Here is a 17,208-nt window from a genome sequence, read left to right as displayed (position 1 = left end):
ATACTTTAACAATTCTAAATGACTATCCTTTAATGATTTGGTTATTTTTGATTAACCATAAATTAAACCTCACATCATGAAAAATTATTGCCGCATCAACAACCTGGTAGGCTTTCTCCTTTTTGGAATTGCAAGCCTTGTGTATTGGCTGACGATGGAACCGACCGTCAGTTTCTGGGATTGTGGAGAGTTCATCGCAGCCAGTGCTAAAATTCAAGTAGGCCACCAACCCGGAGCCCCATTGTTCTTAATGATCGGCAAATTATTCTCCTTACTCGCCATGGGCGACACTGCCAAAATCGCTTATTGGGTAAATTTCAGCTCGGTACTATTCAGTGGAGCCACCATTATGTTCCTTTACTGGACCATCACCGCGATGGCCTCCAAACTATATTCCAAAGAAAAAACCAAACTGGAAATGCTTGGCGTGATTGCGGCTGGCGTTGTAGGCGCTTTAGCCTATACTTTTTCCGATACGTTTTGGTTTTCAGCGGTAGAATCCGAGGTATATGCCTTATCTACCCTCTTCACAGCCATCGTATTCTGGGCGATATTGAAATGGGAAAAAAGCATGGACAACCGCTGGTTGATTTTCATTTCTTTTCTTGTGGGCTTATCCATCGGTGCACACTTATTAAGTTTACTGACCATTCCTGCCATTGTATTGGTTTATTATTTCAAAACCACAAAAAAAGTCAGCTGGTTTGGCACATTAAAAGCCTTTGCTATTGCCTGTCTGATTGTAGGCTTTGTACAAATTGTGATTGTGCAGTACCTGGTCCTGATCGCTGCTAAATTCGATCTTTTCTTTGTCAACACGCTAGGATTTAGTTTCGGTTATGGCGCTATAGCCTTTATTTTACTATTGATCGGTTCGATCAGTTACGGCATTTATTACTCCATCCAACATCGTAATCATCATTTAAACCTGAGTTTACTTTGTCTGGCCTTTATTATTTTCGGCTTCAGTTCCTATTTCATTATCTTAATCCGGGCGAATGCCAAGCCAAGTATCAACCTCTCTAATCCCGACAACCCATTTTCCCTATACAGTTACCTCGGCCGTACCAATTATGGTGAAACCCCATTACTGTACGGAAAAACATTTGATGCCAAGCAAACCGACTTTAAAGAAAACGGCACACAATACCGTAAAGGCAGCTCTAAATATGAGGAATCGGGAAAATCCTTTAAAGTTGAATACGACAAAAACATGCTTTTCCCAAGGATGTACAGTGGAAAACCCAACCATGAAAATTTCTACCAGCAATGGATGGGAATGGAAAAAGGGCAATCTCCAACCATGGCCGACAACCTTAGTTTTTTCAGTTCTTATCAGGTAGGTTTCATGTATATGCGTTATTTCTTCTGGAACTTTGTTGGCCGCCAAAACGACATTCAGGGGCATGGTAATCTGGAAGATGGCAACTGGCTTTCTGGAATTAAGCCCTTAGATGCCATCAGACTTGGTTCACAAGCAAAACTTCCTCCATCTATACAAGAAAATAAAGGCCACAATGTGCTCTTTGGCTTACCTTTCCTATTGGGAATGGCTGGATTGCTCTTTCTTTATAAAAAAAACAAACCAGCGACCTTAGTCATTGGGACGCTATTCTTTTTCACAGGCCTGGCCATCATTCTCTATTTAAATCAGGATCCATTGCAGCCAAGAGAGCGTGATTATACGTATGTCGGCTCTTTCTATGCCTTCTGCATCTTTATAGGTTTCGGCGTATTGGCGATCAAAGAATTACTGTCACGCTTTGTACCTCAAAAAATGAGTCTGATGGTTGCCGCGCTGGCCGGATTATTGATTGCGCCTACTTTAATGGCAGTACAGGGCTGGGATGATCATGACCGTTCCGGCAAAACTACAGCAAGAGACTGGGCGGCAAACTACCTGAATTCCTGTGCGCCAAACGCGATTTTATTTACCAATGCAGATAACGATACCTATCCATTATGGTATGCACAAGAGGTGGAAGGCATCAGAACCGATGTTCGCGTGATTTGCATTCAATTCTTAAGCGATGGCGATTTCATCAATCAATTGAAAAGACCGCAGAACAAATCTGCCGCACTGCCTATTGCGATGGCTCCTGAGAAATACCAGCAAGGCGTACGTGATTATATTCCTTATGTGGATTACGGCATCACCGATAGTGTGGAATTAAAAGAACTGTTAACCGTACTTACTTCCGACAATAAGGAGGATAAATTACAGATGAGTGATGGATCTTTTGAAAATATCCTGCCGACTAAGCAACTTAAAATGAGTATTGATGCTGATCAGCTGGTCAAAACAAACACCATTAAATCAGCAGATAAAGACAAAGTTACCGCTCAAATGGAATGGAAGGTTGATAAAAGCTTTATCGGTAAAGCGGATCTGGCGATGTACGATATTCTGGTAAACAACAACTGGGAAAGACCGATATATTTCGCCACTTCCGTATCTCCGGATACCTATATTGGCTTAGAAAAATACCTGTATTTAGAAGGTTATGCTTACCGTTTATTGCCATTAAAAACAGACCCTAAAGATGAACGCGATAAATCACAGGTGACCAATACAGCAGTGATGTACGACAATGTGATGAATAAAATGAACTTTTCTGGCTTCAAAACTGCAAAATACCTGGATATTGAAAGCAGATCCATTGCAGAAACTACCTGGACTTTTCACAATACATTGGCTACTAACCTGATTTTGGCAGCTAAACCTGAGCAGGCAATGGCAGTCATGAAAAAAAGCGCTAAAGATCTGCCTCTGAAAACTTATACTATCCAGGATACCATCAACAGGTTCAATACCATCAGAATTTTTTATGAACTAAAAGATGTACAGCAGGCAAGTTTGATGGCTAAACAAACGCTTTCCTTTTTAGATCTGGAACTGCAATATATCTCTTCGCTGGAACCGGAACAGCAAAGAAGGCGCTTAAGAGATATACAGGTGGGCTTATCTATCATCAATGGATTGGAGGAGATGAGCAGGGACCACCAGCAGCTGGAGCTCAGCAAGGAACTTAAAACAAAATACAATCATTATGAAAGCCTATTTACGAGGTCCATCGGCTAATTGCTCCCCAGCTTTCTAAACAAATCCATACGAGTAAAATAGAAAACTCCCCAAAAATCCAGACGATTTTTGGGGAGTTTTCATCAAATAACCAGATAGGAATTAACGAACAGCTATTTATTTGGCTGTGGTGTCATTCTTAAATAAGGTTTAATTTCTCTATGTCCTTTTGGGAATTTTGCAGGAATATCTTCAGTTTTGATGCTGTTCATGACGACTACATCATCACCATCTTTCCAATCTGCTGGCGTAGCAACACTATATTTAGCGGTCAGCTGTAAAGAATCAATTACCCTCAATACTTCATCAAAATTTCTTCCGGTAGAAGCTGGGTAAGTCAACATTAATTTCACTTTTTTATCTGGCGAAATCACAAATAAAGAGCGTACAGTTAAAGTTTCCGAAGCATTTGGGTGGATCATATCATAAAGATCTGCGATCTTTTTATCTTCATCCGCAATGATTGGGAACTCTACATTGGTATTTTGTGTTTCATTGATATCCTTGATCCATCCTTTATGTGATTCTGCTGAATCTACGCTTAAGGCCAGTACTTTTACATTTCTTTTTTCGAATTCACCTTTTAGAGAAGCGGTACGACCAAGTTCAGTGGTACATACCGGAGTATAATCCGCCGGATGAGAGAATAAAACACCCCAGCTATCTCCTAAGAATTCATAAAAATCGATGTTCCCGATAGAAGTTTCTGCTTTAAAGTTGGGCGCTACGTCCCCTATTCTTAAACTCATAATTGTGTGGTTTTAGGGTATAAATTATAATATCTACAAATTTAGTATACTTTTTAGAATAATTGTGGGTCTTTTGTAATTTCTCCATCTTTCCCGCCAAGGAAATTGATTTCCGGAATCTTACTGCCCAAATGCTTATTAAATGCTTTAATCGTATAATTGGCAATAATTGGGGTATCCTTTTCATCGTGCTGGTGTAAAAAGAAATAAACCTTCTCCAATCCAAGGTCCAGCCATATTTTAATGCGTTTCACCCATTCATCAATTCGGGCTTCATCTGAGGCTTTAAACTCCGCGCCATTCCCTACAAAGCGGATGAATACTTCGGGAATGGTTAGTTCCATATGGATCACGTCCCTTCTGCCGCTAGCATCAGTAATGGCAGCTCCTTTATTTAACCTGGCTAACCCTTCAAAAAGCGGTTTCCTATTGCTTTCCTGCGAAAACCATTCCGGATTTCTAAGTTCTACAAACATGGATAAATCTGCGGGCAGGGATTCGAGATAGGAGGTTAAAACATCTTTGTTTTTTGGTCCAAAATTATCTCCCATCTGGAGAAAACAGGGCCCGAGGTATTCGCCGAATTCCGAGATACCAGAGAGGAATACATCCGTGACTTCTTCTGCGCCCTTTAGCCTTTTCATATGAGTAATGGACTGAGAAAACTTCGGACAGAAAAGAAACCCATTCTTGGAATTCAGGGCTGCCTTTTCTTTCCATTTCCTGATTTGCTCCGGCTTTGGCAGACTATAGAAAACAGCATTTAGTTCGATTGCATTAAAATGCTTCACATATTCATCCAAAAAATTGGCCTCTTTAGTCTTTGGGGGATAGATCATATTTACCCATTCTTTTCTACCCCATTTCGCGCAGCCCACATAAAAAGCTGGTGTTTTTGCTGCAGGTTTACCGGATAAAGTCAGCGCAGTTTGCTCGCCATCAGCTGGCAGGCTAAAATCTATTCTTTGAAGTTCATCTGTGGTAACCTTTCCAAAATCCATGCTTTTACAATTAGGTCTTCGTTATTAAATCCGCTTTAATATAAAACTAGGAATTTTTAAGAAAGAACTCAGGAAAAATGGCTTAAAAAAGAAGACCCTACAGCGAGATCAGCTGTAGGGTCTTACAATCATTTAAAATAGAATTCTATTTGTATACTTTGATCATGAACACATAATCCTGTATTTTCTGCACCTGTTTATTTCTGCTCAGGCCTTGCAAAGAATTTCTTTTATTGAAGGCTACTTTTTTACCTAAAGAATCATTAGGAATAGAGTTTAAAGCCTCTTGAATATATTTTGATTTAATCGCAAACGTTGCACCATCTACTTGTTTCTCTTTCGCAGAGATGACACCGATGATGTTTCCCTGATGGTCTAATAAAGGACCACCGCTATTTCCCGGGTTTACAGGAATTGCTACCTGATATTGTGTCGTATCTCCATTATAACCTGTTTTTGAGCTCACATAACCTTCGCCAAATACGGCATCATCTTTAGGGAACCCTAAAGTATACACCACATCCCCCATCCCTATTCCGCTTTGTTTCAATCGGTAAGGAAGGTTAGAAAGCGAGCTGAATGAACGATCTGTAATTTTTAGAATGGCCAAATCGTACTGAGAATCTGTTCTGACTACTTTAGCTTTATAAGAATCACCTTTACTATCCTGAACATATACAGAATCAGCACCATCTACTACATGCAGATTGGTCAGTAAGTAACCGTTGGCGGTTAATGCAAAGCCTGTTCCTCCAAAATTAGCAGGTTTCACATTTTTAGGTGTATTTTTAGAATTGATGATCCTGATCAGGCTGCTTTGAGAATTTTTAATTTTCGTTAATTCTCTGCTGACCAGTTCAACACTACCAATCTGTTTGGTGTTTTGCTGGATAGAATAAACGGTCACAATTGTTAAAAGGATGAAAGAGGCGGCAACGGCGATCGCTGCTTTATTTTTTCTCCATAAGTTGATGATACGGGAAGGATGAGGTCTTAACGCTTCTGTTAAGCTCTCCACATCAATCTCTGCATGGGCGCGATCCATTTTCGCTTTTAAATCCATTTTATTGGCATACTCTCCTAAAGAATCCAGAAAAACTTTATGCGCAACTACTTTATGATCCACCGTTGGATCGTTCTTGCGAAGCTGCTCAAAAGCTACTCTTTCTGTCTCAGAAAGCTTACCATTTAAATAATCTTCAATTATACCCTCTAACTCAATCTCGTTTCTCATATCACCTTTAAACTTGAAAAAACAATTTCTTCAGCCTTTGTAAGCATTTATATTTTTGAGTTTTGGCATTATCCGTATTGGTATAGCCAAATTTCTCACAAATGTCCTGCATAGACAGACCGTTGATGTAAAAATCCTGAATAATGGTCTTGCAAGGTTCACCAAGATGAAGAAGTGCATCGTTCATTTTATCAAACTGCTGATCTTTTTCTTCATGCTGCTCCAAATCTACCTCTACTGCCATGATATCCTCAAAATCCGAGATGTTATTGGTTTTCCGGCTTTCCTGGGAAAGTTTCTTCAACCAAATCCTTCTGCAAACTGAGTATATATAGGTCTTTAGTTTACTGCTCAATTCAAAATTTCCGCCCTTTATTTTATTGTATAATACGATGATTCCTTCCTGATACACGTCTTTTGCATCATCCTCATCACCGTTATTATTCAGGATAAACTGCAATACCATCGGAAAATATCCGGTGTACAGTTTATTTAGCGTATCTTCCGAGTCATTTAGTATCCCTAAAACTACCTCTCTATCTGTTGGAACTGAACTGCTTAACTTATTACTCACCAATTAATACATTTATACGTGAATGGTAACCCAATGTTAACCAAAAAAAAATACTTTTTTCTGATCTTTCCCTAATACCTTAACATAACGTCTGCAGATCCAAATTCGTCAAATAAAAATATTTTATTTTTTTTTGAATTGAACGGGTTACCTTTTAATCTTTCAGGTATTAATCTGCAAAATTAATTAATTATTTAAAATAGACTTATAATGAAAAACGCATTTAAATTAGGCTTTGCAGCTTTAGCAATCACTTTATCAGTAGCAGCTTGTTCATCAGAAAAAAAAGGTGAATCAACTGATACTACATTAACTGATTCAGGTGCTGTTGTTACTACAGTTGATACTAACGTTGTTGATTCTACAGTAAAAGATACTACTGTAAAAACTACTACTGTTGCTACTGACACTGTAACTAAAAAATAAGCTCAAAAGGCTAAACAAAAAAGGTGCTGGATTTCTCCAGCACCTTTTTTGTTGCATTTATATTTTGCTGCCCTAAATCAGCAGGTATTACCAGGCGTAAAATGGAAAGTAATCACCAAATAACCACTTTCTCCCTGATTTCAGGCCTTGAAAAAAAAGTTTGAAAAAAAATAAAAATAAATTGGATTACCTGGGTTACCTTTTCGGATATAGGGTATTAATCTACAAAATTGATTATTTAACATTTAAACAAAATATAATGAAAAACGCATTTAAATTAGGTTTCGCAGCATTAGCAATCACTTTATCAGTAGCAGCTTGTTCATCAGAAAAAAAAGGTGAATCAACTGACACTACATTAACTGACTCAGGTGCTGTTGTAACTACAGTTGATACTAACGTTGTTGATTCTACTGTAAAAGATACAGTTGTTAAAACTACTACTGAAGCTGCTAAACCAGCTGCTCACTAGTTTTAATTAACTTCATAAAAAAAGGCTTTGGACTATTCCAAAGCCTTTTTTTATGCCCTGAACTTCAATTAGCGCGCCTTCCATTCCCAAAAACGGCTAATAATACGTAACTTCGCGGCTGTAAACAATCTTAATATCCATGAATTTATCACCATTACAAGCTATATCTCCAATAGATGGCCGTTATAGAAATACAACTGAAAGCCTGTCTAAGTACTTTTCTGAATCTGCCTTAATTAAATACAGGGTATATGTGGAAGTAGAGTATTTCATTTCACTATGTGAAATAGAACTACCTGGATTAGCGAAATTTGATAAATCCAATTACAGTAAACTGCGTCTGATTCATGAGCAATTCTCAGATGTACATGCTCAGGAGATTAAAAACACTGAAAAAGTAACCAACCATGATGTGAAGGCGGTTGAATATTTCATCAAAAAACAATTTGATGATTTAGGCTTCCAGGATTACAAAGAATTTATCCATTTTGGATTGACTTCTCAGGACATCAACAACACTGCTATTCCATATACGTTTAAGCTGGCCTTAAATGAAGTCTATTACCCAAATATCAGCAATTTAATCAGCAAGATTAAAGAACTGGCCACAGAATGGGCAGCTGTTCCATTATTGGCATTTACGCACGGACAACCTGCTTCGCCTACTAAATTGGGTAAAGAGTTCCTGGTATTTGCAGAACGTCTGGAAATTCAGTTAAACAATTTAAAAAATATCCCTAACAGCGCAAAATTTGGCGGTGCTACAGGTAATTTCAACGCACACCACATTGCTTATCCAAATGTAAACTGGGTAGATTTCTCTAATAACTTCGTTAATGAAGTATTGGGGTTGTCACGTGCACAGCACACCACTCAGATTGAACATTACGATCAGTTTGCGGCACAATGTGATGCTTTGAAACGCATCAACAACATCATTATTGATCTTGATCGCGACATTTGGGCATACATCTCTAAAAACTACTTTAAACAAAGAATTAAAGAAGGAGAAGTAGGTTCATCGGCCATGCCGCATAAAGTAAATCCGATTGATTTTGAAAATGCAGAAGGAAATGCAGGATTGGCAAATGCTTTATTCGAATTCTTCGCCGCAAAATTACCAATCTCCCGTTTACAAAGAGACTTGACCGATTCTACGGTATTGAGAAATGTAGGTGTTCCTATGGCACATACTGTAATTGCGATGGCTTCTACGCTTAAAGGATTAAACAAAATCATCCTGAACAATGATGCGATTGCAGCTGACCTGGAAAACAACTGGGCAGTGGTTGCAGAAGCGATTCAAACCGTGTTGAGAAGAGAGGCTTACCCGAACCCTTACGAGGCTTTAAAAGACCTGACACGTACCAACCAAAAGATCACAGCAGACACTATGGCCACCTTTATTGATGGTTTAGCGGTAAGCGACACCATAAAAGCAGAATTGAAGAAAATTACGCCATTTAACTACACCGGTGTCTTCTAGGAATTAATGACCTAAAACAGACATCGATACCGTAATTTGCAGCTTTGAATTATTTATTTTTGTAAGAAAAAAAGACAATGACGATCAACGTATATACAGAACAAACCCCTAACCCTGCCACCATGAAATTCATGGTCAATAAATTATTGATCAACGGCAGTGAAGATTTTGCGACTAAAGAGAGTGCTGAGCTATCTCCTTTTGCAAAGGAACTGTTCAAGTTCAACTTTGTAAACGGCGTTTTTTTTGCGAGTAACTTTGTCACCATTACCAAGACGGAAGATGCAGAATGGGCTGATATTGAGCCAATCCTGAAAGAATTCGTAAAAGGTGCAGTAGAATCAGAATATAAAATCAAAGAAGAAACTGACGAAGCTGCTCCAGCATTCACCGGAACAGATATCGAAATCAAAATCCAGCAAATCCTGCACGACTATGTTCGTCCGGCAGTGGAGCAGGATGGTGGTGCAATCAGCTATAAATCATTTGATGAAGGTGTGGTTACTGTAGAACTTAGAGGTTCATGCAGTGGATGTCCATCTTCTACCATTACGTTAAAATCTGGTATCCAGAATTTATTACAGCGTATGGTTCCTGAAGTGAAAGAAGTAGTATCTGAAGCTTTATAAGCCATAACAGCATATCAAAGAAAAGGCCTTGATTTTATCAATCAAGGCCTTTTCTTTGATATGTCATTTTAAAATGATCCTGCTTTAGAAGTGTCTTTCCATAATCGCCAGCAGCTCTCCATCAATATGGCCATTCGTTGCCAGGATCTCACGCTGCTGAATAAACTCGGCACCGCCAGAGAAATTCAAGATACTCCCTCCTGCCTGCTGCACCAGGTAGGCACCTGCAGCCACATCCCAGGAATTCAGGTTGTATTCAAAAAAGCCATCAAACCTACCGCAAGCCACATAAGCTAAATCGGTGGCCGCCGAGCCAATCCTTCTTAAACCATGACAGCTTCGCATCATTTCTGACAGCAATTGCATGTAGGCCTCCTGCTTATCGAACTGATAGTATGGAAAACCAGTTCCTATCAATGTTTCGCTTAAAGAAGTACGTTTAGATACCGAGATTTCTTTATTGTTCAGGTAAGCAGCTCCACCTTTGTAAGTAGAGAACATCTCTCCCCTGTTGATTTCATAAACGACACCAATCACCGGCTGTCCATCCTCATAAAGGGCAATGCTGATCGCATACGTTGGCAATCCATGGATAAAGTTTGTGGTCCCGTCTAAAGGGTCAATAATCCAGTTGAAAACTGCACCAGTAGTATTTAAAGTCTCCTCCTCTGTGATAAAGCCAGCCTCTGGAATCAATTTTACCAGATTCCTCACCAATTGCCTTTCGGCATTTTTATCGACGTAAGAGACCAGGTCGTTCAAACCTTTAATTTCTACCGCATTCGCGTCAAAATTCATGGACTCCTTGCGGATAAAATTACCGGTTAAACGGGCTATAGCTACAACTTTAGAACAAAGTAATTCGTAATTCAAATCTTAAATTTTAATAGTTCGCAAGCTTTTCTTTATTCTTCACAGAATACAAAACCAGCAGCAAACCGGATAGAAATAATATGCTGGAAATCAATTCTGCCTGAGTAAAGCGGATGCCAGCTACATCGTATTTGGTATTGACACGGATCAATTCGATAAAGAATCTTTCCAGACCATTCAACATCAGGTAAATTCCAAACATCATACCAGGAATTTTAATTCTGGTGCGGACTTTCCAAAGGATTAAAAATAAGATAAAGCAAACGATCACCTCATAAATTGGGGTTGGATACACCGGATTTGCCAGTTCATGGCAGAATTTACCGACACAGCCAGGGATTGGAACCCCTTCATTTGCCACGTTATTAGGATAAGTATAGGCCCATAACCAATCCGGCAGCCAGCTTACTGGTTTAGGATTCAGGTTGTCGATCCCCCAATCTCCGTCTCCTGACATCTGACAGCCGATACGACCAACAGCATAAGCCAGCATCATTCCCGGACCGCCAATGTCCAGCATGTGCAATACCTTAATATTGTTCTTTTTAGCAATGTATAATACCGCAGCACCACCGCAAATCAATCCACCATAAAAGGTCAATCCACTGAAAGACAGCAATCCACCAATTGGATCTTGTACAAATGTATCCCAATGCTCCAGGTTATCAAATATTTTCGCACCAAGGAATCCCCATACTGCTGCCCAGACAATCATATTGCCCATCAGCTCATAAGGATGCTGGATCACTTCTACCGTTTTTGGTGCTGATAATTTAACTCTATTTTTCTCTTTATGATCCCAGTACGCAAATAGGCCTGCAAAGAACAGACCGCCTAAAATACTGCCTTTTGTAGAGAGCAATACCGTTTGGGCATCGCTCACAAACAGCTTATAATTCAGTAATGCGTAAACCAGTTTATACCCAATCAGGAAGCCGAACACACCGTTATAGAAGAGTTCTAAGCTAGTAGCAGGTTTTCCTACAGTAATGTATTTCTTGATCGGATGGATGATCCCCAAAGATTCTTTACGTTTAAATTCTTCTGTAAATGCCCAATAACCTGCAATGAAAGCTAAAGCTACAAAAACACCGAAGGTATTGAATGGAAGAGGTATCTGAACACCGAAAAGATATTCTATAAAATGGGATACAGTTGGAAACATACTTTTAGAAAGGTTTTTATGCGAATATAAGATTAATGAGCTAAAACTTCTTCGCTTTCTGCAACTTCTACTTCACCATCAGCAGTAAGTTCAAGCAATTTCACTCTTTTAATCTCATTCACCATAACCGGGTCGTATTTTGCTTTTACTTTCACATAGTTTTTCGTGAAACCATGCATGAAACCATCTTTCTGATCGTCTTCGAATAGCACTTCGCCTACGGTACCAATCTGAGACTGATAGAAAGCCCTGCGTTTTTTATCCGATAAGATGTGGAGCATTTTACTGCGGTCGGCTCTGGTACTTCCAGCAACCACACCTTTCATTTCTGCTGCAGCGGTTTGCTCACGTTCAGAATAAGTAAATACGTGTAAGTAAGAAATATCCAGTTCATTCAGGAACTGATAGGTGTCCAGAAAATCTTCATGCGTTTCTCCAGGGAAACCGACAATCACATCTACACCGATACAGCAATTTGGAATTAATGCTTTTATTTTGGCTACGCGTTCAGTATATAGTTCTCTTTGATAACGTCTTTTCATTAGCCCCAGGATCTTGTTAGAACCAGATTGTAATGGAATATGGAAATGGGGTACAAATCTTTTTGAAGTAGCTACAAATTCAATGATCTCATTGCTAAGCAGGTTGGGTTCGATGGAAGAGATGCGGATTCTTTCGATTCCTTCTACTTCATCCAGGGCTTTTACCAGGTCGAAGAATTTATCTTCTCTCTGCCCATCTCTGATCCCGAAATCGCCCAGGTTTACACCAGTAAGCACGATTTCTTTCACGCCGCTTTCCGCGATCTGTGTGGCTCTGTTGACTACGTTTTCGATGGTATCACTGCGACTGCCACCACGTGCCAAAGGAATTGTACAATAAGTACAAGGATAATCACAGCCGTCCTGAACTTTCAGGAAAGTACGTGTTCTGTCCCCGATCGAATAAGCTGCAATAAAATTATGGTTTACTTTTTCTATGTTTTGCTGATGAATAACGGCCTTTGGAAGTTTCGTCAGATCAGAGATATATTCTACAATACGGAATTTCTCTGCAGCACCCAATACCATATCCACACCTTCAATTTCAGCAATTTCTACTGGTTTCAGCTGTGCATAGCAGCCTACAATCGTTACATAAGCATTCGGAGAATATTTCAGGGCCTCCTTAACTACCTTCCGGCATTTCTTATCGGCATGCTCCGTTACAGAGCAGGTATTGATTACATATACATCCGCCCCAGCTGTAAAATCCACCACCGCATATCCGGCATCGGTAAATAACCTTCCTATTGTTGAAGTTTCTGAAAAATTTAACTTACAACCTAGTGTATAAAATGCAACCTTCTTCATTTAGCCCTTATAAAATTTCTTTGAGAATGCGCAAAGATAAGGTTTTAGCTGAGATTATTCCTCATTCCAGCGGTAACTATCCTGACGGAGACCGGCAAGGTCGATGACCCGGCTAACGACCGTTTGTGCGACCGCTTCAATGGTTTTTGGCAGGGAATAAAACGAGGGACTTGCCGGACAAATGATGCCGCCAGCTTCGGTTACGATTTTCAGATTATTGATGTGAATGAGGCTGAAAGGGGTATCACGCACTACAGCGATCAATTTTCTGCGTTCTTTTAAGACCACGTCGGCTGCTCTGCTGATGAGGTCGTTGGAGATGCCGTGGGCGATTCTGCCAAGGGTTCCCATCGAACATGGAATGATAATCATAGTGTCAAATTTTGCGGAGCCCGAAGCGAAAGGAGCATTGAAGTCCATTTTCGGGTAGAATTTGTAAGGGTATCGATCGTAGTCTTCGTTGCCGAGTTCGAACCGCCATACTTCCTTCGCATTGTCCGACATCACTACAGCTACCGTCTCCACCTGATCAGAAAGGGTCATTAAATTATCAAGCAGTAGTTTCGCGTAGATCGAGCCGCTGGCTCCGGTAATGGCAACAATGATTTTCTTCTTATCCATAGCAGCAGCAAAGATAAAGTTAAAACAAATACGATGTATGGAATGAGTGTAGATGGAAAACCGACTAAAAACAGTCGTAAAAAAAAAGGATCGGAAATAAATTTCCGACCCTACATCTACCTATGAAAAACATACCCTCGAAAGGGTAAGCTCAAATGTAATTAACTTTTTGGTTAAATGAAAGTTTAAACTCACTTTTTTATGGCATAATCTTCTTTAGAAATGATTAAAGCCCGTTATTTTACGCTAAAAAGATTATTACCGCTCATATTCTGCCAGTTAGCTCCAGCTTCTTTTTGCTTTAAGCGCAACGATATTGCCTTTCCCTGTTCTTGCTTAGCGTAGATTTTGATTGGATGATATCCGGCTTTTAATTTTACAGTAGCAGTGATTTCTTTTCCCGGCGAATAGTCATAATCCGCATCCAGCAATTCCGCTTCATGCAAACGCAGATAAGCTTTTCCGTTACTTACTAAGGAGAAGGTATATTCACCGTCTTTCGGCGCTTTAAACCAGGCTTCATATAACATCATTCCAGAAATTTTAGGAGTTTTATGATTTTCCAGGCTGCTTGTACTTCCTTTTTGCAATGGAATTCTTCCTTTTTCGGTAACCACCCATTTGAAATCCCCTTTAAATAACTTCCAGCTCATTCCCGGGGTTATTTTGCCTGCAGGATTTACACCTGGAATCAGTGCTGTATCATAAGGACGAGGTGCCTCCGCATCTACTTTTCTACTTTGCAGAACTTTTGTTTTCATTTTGTCCTGCAAACTGCGATATGCTGGATTTCCGCCCAGATTAGTCGTTTCTTTCGGGTCTTTGACCACATCATAGATTTCGAAATCATCGTCCGCAGATTTAATATTATAGCGTACGCCAGCCAGATCGCCAATACGAATCATTTGCATCTGGTTGCGTTTCCTGCCCCTTCTACTGGCTTCAAATTCTTTGAAATCCGGCGTATTCCCACCTTCTTTATATTCTATATACACCTGCCCTTGCTCCTGCTTACCCTTACCGGTTAAGCTGGGCAGCAAAGACACGCCATCTAACCTTGCTGGCGCAGGAATATTGGCGGCTTCCGCAAAAGTAGGCATCCAGTCAGACAGCATACTGGGTAAAGCAATCGTTTGTCCGGGATTAATTTTTGAAGGCCAGCGTACCAGTACGGGCATTCTCAGTCCACCTTCCCAAACGTCTCTTTTGATCCCATCAAAAGGACCGAAACTTCCAAAAAACTCAGGGCTGTTGGGTACATACCCTTTCGGCAGATAAGATTCTATAGAAGGTCCATTATCAGAACTAAAAACCACCAGTGTATTTTCATCGATCTTCAGGTCTTTTAAAAGCTGCATTACATCACCGATCGCATCATCAATTCTTCGGTTGGCAGTAGCATAACGCTTGTAAGTATCTGGCCAGGGCTTTTCAGGAGTATTCAGGTTTTGATCATCATCGTAAGTCGCGTTTGTATAATCGGGATGCACATACGTATCAATTTCACCGGAGGCCGTATTGATCATGGCCCCCTTTTTCCCTGTCCACTGTACACCGCCTTTTAATCCTGCACCTGCAGGGTAAGCCTGAGTTGGCAACTCTAAAACTGCATGTGGCGCATCATAGGCCAGGAACATAAAAAACGGTTGTTTTGCTGATTTACCCTGCTCATGTTCTGCGATCCATTTCTTCGCATAAGCGGTCCATAAATCTGTCGTATAGCTTTTACTCAGGTCAGCAGCCACATTGGTATAGTTGTCGTACACTTCTTTTTTACCTCTGTAAAGGCCTTCAAAAGGATAATGCTCGTGTCCGTCTGCATGTCTCATATAGCCGAAAAACTGATCAAATCCTCGTTTTGAAGGATGAGCAGGCCAGTTTGGCTCCTCTTTTGTTTCCCCTTGTAAGCCCCATTTACCTACTGCAGCGGTGGCATATCCTGCACTTTTCAACATATTGGCAATGGTATGGTTATTTTCAATTTGCTTATCAAACTGATTGTCTCTGACACTCGCATTTCCCTGATTCATGCCCGTTATAAAAGAGGCACGAGAAGGTGCACATACTGGGGCATTGCTATATTGGTTTGTGAATTTCGCTCCGGAAGCAGCCATCTGGTCCAGATTTGGTGTCAATTGATAAGGCAGGCTTTTATGCTGTTTACGTTGATTTTGGAAGAAAACACCAAGATCTCCATAGCCCATGTCATCCGTTAAAATGAAAATGATATTCGGGGCAACAGGGCTTTGTTTGTTTTGTTGATTTTGAGCTTTAACGCTTGTTGGAATAACTGCAATTGGAAGCATAAAGACCATTATTGTGGTCCTCCAGGTTCTTTTCATCATGTTGGTTCAGGTTGTTGTTGTGTGTTAAAACCAAAGTTATCAGTTTTTATGAAATATGGTTTATTCTAAACTAATTATCCTGAATTCGTTATACCTGATGTTTTAACCGGCTTTATCGGCCCCAAGTCATTCAGCAATATTGGCGTTAATTTGTGTATTGTTGATATTACAAGGTATTTATGAAAGATTTTTATAAATTTAGCCTGACCTAACCAAATTTTATGAAGCCACAATTACTCAAAGTTTCAAACAACCTTGTGAATTCATTTAGTGCAAGGAGAGACAAAGTCCCTTACATCAACAACCGCTGGCATTACCATGCAGAAGTGGAATTGATCTATTTTAAGAAAGGAAATGGCACCCAATTTATTGGCGACAGCATCAAGCGTTTCAGATCTGGAGACGTGGTATTGATCGGTGCACACCTCCCTCATTACTGGAGATTCGACGACAGCTATTTCCTGGCAGAGGAACAGGAAAATGCAGATGTTGTTGTTGTTCATTTCTGCGAAAACTTCTGGGGAAATCATTTCTTAAACCTACCGGAAAACAAGGCCTTAAAGCTAATCCTGGAAAAAGCACAGCGAGGAATTCAAATTTCAGACAAAGCGAAAAAAGTGATCGGGGAGATCATTGAATCCATTTTACTCTCTGAAGGATCCAAGCGGATTATTCTTTTAATGGAAGCATTGCTGGCCATTGAAAACTGTACGCAGCATGAATTACTATCTTCTATTGGCTTCCGACATGACTTCGAGGAGATTGAAAACGACCGCATCAATGCGATTTACAATTATTCGCTGGCGAATTTCAAAAGAAAAATCCAGATGGAAGAAATGGCTGCCGTAGCCAACATCAGTCCGAATTCATTTTGCCGGTATTTTAAGTCAAGAACCCGGAAAACTTACACCCAGTTTATCTCTGAAATCAGGGTGGGTCATGCTTGCAAATTGCTGATTGAGGACAGCATGAATGTAAAGCAGATCTGCTATGAAAGTGGGTTTCACAACTTTGCCAGCTTTCACAAACACTTTAAAATCATTACCGGAAAGAGCCCGTTAAATTACCAAAAATCTTATCTGCAGAAATAAAACGTTGATCTGCCGTAGGCACATCGGAAGATGAAAAAGATAAAAAACAGCACCAGTAATACATTAAAAAAACAGCAAATTATCACACGCTTAACACGCAAAAACAAA

15 protein-coding genes are annotated in these 17,208 nt (G+C 40.0%); 6 read left to right on the top strand and 9 right to left on the bottom strand.

Annotation, left to right across the window (positions count from 1 at the left end; all coding sequences use genetic code 11):
- The first annotated feature begins 76 nt into the window (after positions 1–76).
- The gene (locus AQ505_RS06845; protein ID WP_062547493.1) at positions 77–3,082 is read left to right on the top strand and encodes a glycosyltransferase family 117 protein; all 3,006 of its coding nucleotides are present in this window, start codon (positions 77–79) and stop codon (positions 3,080–3,082) included.
- 113 nt (positions 3,083–3,195) lie between these two features.
- Here the strand turns inward: AQ505_RS06845 and AQ505_RS06840 are convergent, their stop codons facing one another.
- The 4 genes from AQ505_RS06840 to AQ505_RS06825 form a co-directional block, all read right to left on the bottom strand.
- Complete coding sequence (locus AQ505_RS06840) at positions 3,196–3,831, bottom strand: peroxiredoxin (protein WP_062547492.1); 636 nt, start codon at positions 3,829–3,831, stop codon at positions 3,196–3,198.
- A gap of 53 nt (positions 3,832–3,884) precedes the next feature.
- Entirely contained in the window at positions 3,885–4,832 is a 948-nt protein-coding gene (locus tag AQ505_RS06835; RefSeq protein WP_062547491.1) for a DUF72 domain-containing protein, read from the bottom strand.
- 145 nt (positions 4,833–4,977) lie between these two features.
- A complete protein-coding gene (locus tag AQ505_RS06830) occupies positions 4,978–6,066 on the bottom strand; it encodes a S1C family serine protease (protein ID WP_062547490.1) in 1,089 nt (362 codons plus the stop codon).
- Between the two features lie 7 nt (positions 6,067–6,073).
- Positions 6,074–6,640: an RNA polymerase sigma factor gene (locus AQ505_RS06825; protein WP_062547489.1), complete on the bottom strand. Its 567-nt coding sequence runs from the start codon at positions 6,638–6,640 to the stop codon at positions 6,074–6,076.
- Positions 6,641–6,850: 210 nt separating this feature from the next.
- On the opposite strand from AQ505_RS06825, the gene AQ505_RS06820 reads away from it, so the two are divergent.
- The 4 genes from AQ505_RS06820 (at position 6,851) to AQ505_RS06805 (ending at position 9,653) form a co-directional block, all read left to right on the top strand.
- Entirely contained in the window at positions 6,851–7,066 is a 216-nt protein-coding gene (locus AQ505_RS06820; RefSeq protein WP_062547488.1) for a hypothetical protein, read from the top strand.
- A 160-nt stretch (positions 7,067–7,226) separates the two neighbouring features.
- Positions 7,227–7,538 carry a hypothetical protein gene (locus AQ505_RS06815; protein ID WP_231635031.1) on the top strand — a complete coding sequence of 104 codons (312 nt, stop codon included), beginning with the start codon at positions 7,227–7,229 and terminating at the stop codon, positions 7,536–7,538.
- 139 nt (positions 7,539–7,677) lie between these two features.
- Positions 7,678–9,024: an adenylosuccinate lyase gene (gene purB / locus AQ505_RS06810; protein ID WP_062547487.1), complete on the top strand. Its 1,347-nt coding sequence runs from the start codon at positions 7,678–7,680 to the stop codon at positions 9,022–9,024.
- Positions 9,025–9,101: 77 nt separating this feature from the next.
- Entirely contained in the window at positions 9,102–9,653 is a 552-nt protein-coding gene (locus AQ505_RS06805; RefSeq protein WP_062547486.1) for a NifU family protein, read from the top strand.
- Positions 9,654–9,737: 84 nt separating this feature from the next.
- Here AQ505_RS06805 and AQ505_RS06800 read toward each other — a convergent pair whose 3' ends face one another.
- The 5 genes from AQ505_RS06800 to AQ505_RS06780 form a co-directional block, all read right to left on the bottom strand.
- Positions 9,738–10,526 (bottom strand): inositol monophosphatase family protein, encoded by a 789-nt coding sequence (locus tag AQ505_RS06800; RefSeq protein WP_062547485.1) that lies wholly within the window; start codon positions 10,524–10,526, stop codon positions 9,738–9,740.
- 10 nt (positions 10,527–10,536) lie between these two features.
- Positions 10,537–11,691, bottom strand: a complete 1,155-nt coding sequence (locus tag AQ505_RS06795) for a prolipoprotein diacylglyceryl transferase family protein (protein WP_062547484.1) — start codon at positions 11,689–11,691, stop codon at positions 10,537–10,539.
- 32 nt (positions 11,692–11,723) lie between these two features.
- Entirely contained in the window at positions 11,724–13,043 is a 1,320-nt protein-coding gene (gene mtaB / locus AQ505_RS06790) for a tRNA (N(6)-L-threonylcarbamoyladenosine(37)-C(2))-methylthiotransferase MtaB (protein WP_062547483.1), read from the bottom strand.
- Positions 13,044–13,097: 54 nt separating this feature from the next.
- Positions 13,098–13,664: a UbiX family flavin prenyltransferase gene (locus AQ505_RS06785; RefSeq protein WP_062547482.1), complete on the bottom strand. Its 567-nt coding sequence runs from the start codon at positions 13,662–13,664 to the stop codon at positions 13,098–13,100.
- Between the two features lie 236 nt (positions 13,665–13,900).
- Positions 13,901–16,009, bottom strand: a complete 2,109-nt coding sequence (locus AQ505_RS06780) for a sulfatase-like hydrolase/transferase (protein WP_082461437.1) — start codon at positions 16,007–16,009, stop codon at positions 13,901–13,903.
- A 221-nt stretch (positions 16,010–16,230) separates the two neighbouring features.
- Between AQ505_RS06780 and AQ505_RS06775 the strand changes: the two genes are divergently transcribed.
- Positions 16,231–17,100, top strand: coding sequence for an AraC family transcriptional regulator (locus tag AQ505_RS06775; RefSeq protein ID WP_062547481.1), 870 nt, complete (start codon positions 16,231–16,233; stop codon positions 17,098–17,100).
- Positions 17,101–17,208 lie beyond the last annotated feature (108 nt).

It is taken from the genome of Pedobacter sp. PACM 27299 (genome assembly GCF_001412655.1).
GTDB lineage: Bacteria > Bacteroidota > Bacteroidia > Sphingobacteriales > Sphingobacteriaceae > Pedobacter.
The sequence above is the reverse complement of the archived record's forward strand: the minus strand, read 5'-3'. Positions and strand labels throughout refer to the sequence as shown.